The sequence below is a fragment of the Taklimakanibacter deserti genome, from assembly GCA_003574785.1.
The window spans coordinates 1-566 of record QORU01000074.1; the positions used below are offsets into that span (position 1 = coordinate 1).

Annotated in this window: 1 protein-coding gene; it reads left to right on the plus strand. The window is 68.7% G+C overall.

Annotated features, from left to right (window positions below; translation table 11 throughout):
- A partial coding sequence (locus DS839_RS36010) for a PLP-dependent transferase (RefSeq protein ID WP_162919030.1) occupies positions 1–485 on the plus strand: 485 nt, incomplete at its 5' end.
- Positions 486–566 lie beyond the last annotated feature (81 nt).

Here is a 566-nt window from a genome sequence, read left to right on the forward strand (position 1 = left end):
TGCGCAACATGGGGGCGGCGCTCTCCGCCCAGGCCGCCTGGAACCTGCTGCAGGGGCTCGAAACCCTGGCGCTGCGCATCGAACGTATCTGCGACAACGCCCAGCGGGTGGCCGAGTACCTGGAGGGCCACGACGCGGTGACCTGGGTGAAGTACGCGGGCCTTGAGAGCCACAAGGACCACGCCCTGGCCCAGGAGTACATGGGCGGGCGCGCCTCGGGCATCTTGAGCTTCGGCATCAAGGGCGGCCGCGAGGCCGGCGCGCGCTTCTACGACGCCCTGGGCATGATCCTGCGCCTGGTCAATATCGGCGATGCCAAGACCTGCTCGTCGATTCCCGCCGCCACCACACACCGCCAGCTCAACGACGAGGAGCTGGTCAGGGCGGGGGTGACGCCGGACATGGTGCGCCTCTCCATCGGCATCGAGCATATCGACGACATCCTCGCCGACCTCGATCAGGCTCTGGCCGAAAGCCAGCGCTGAGGTCTGCAGGGGCAGTCGATGCCGATGTGACGGGTCGGGGCTGAGATCCGCTCGGCCCAGGAGCCCGCAGGGCTCCTGGCC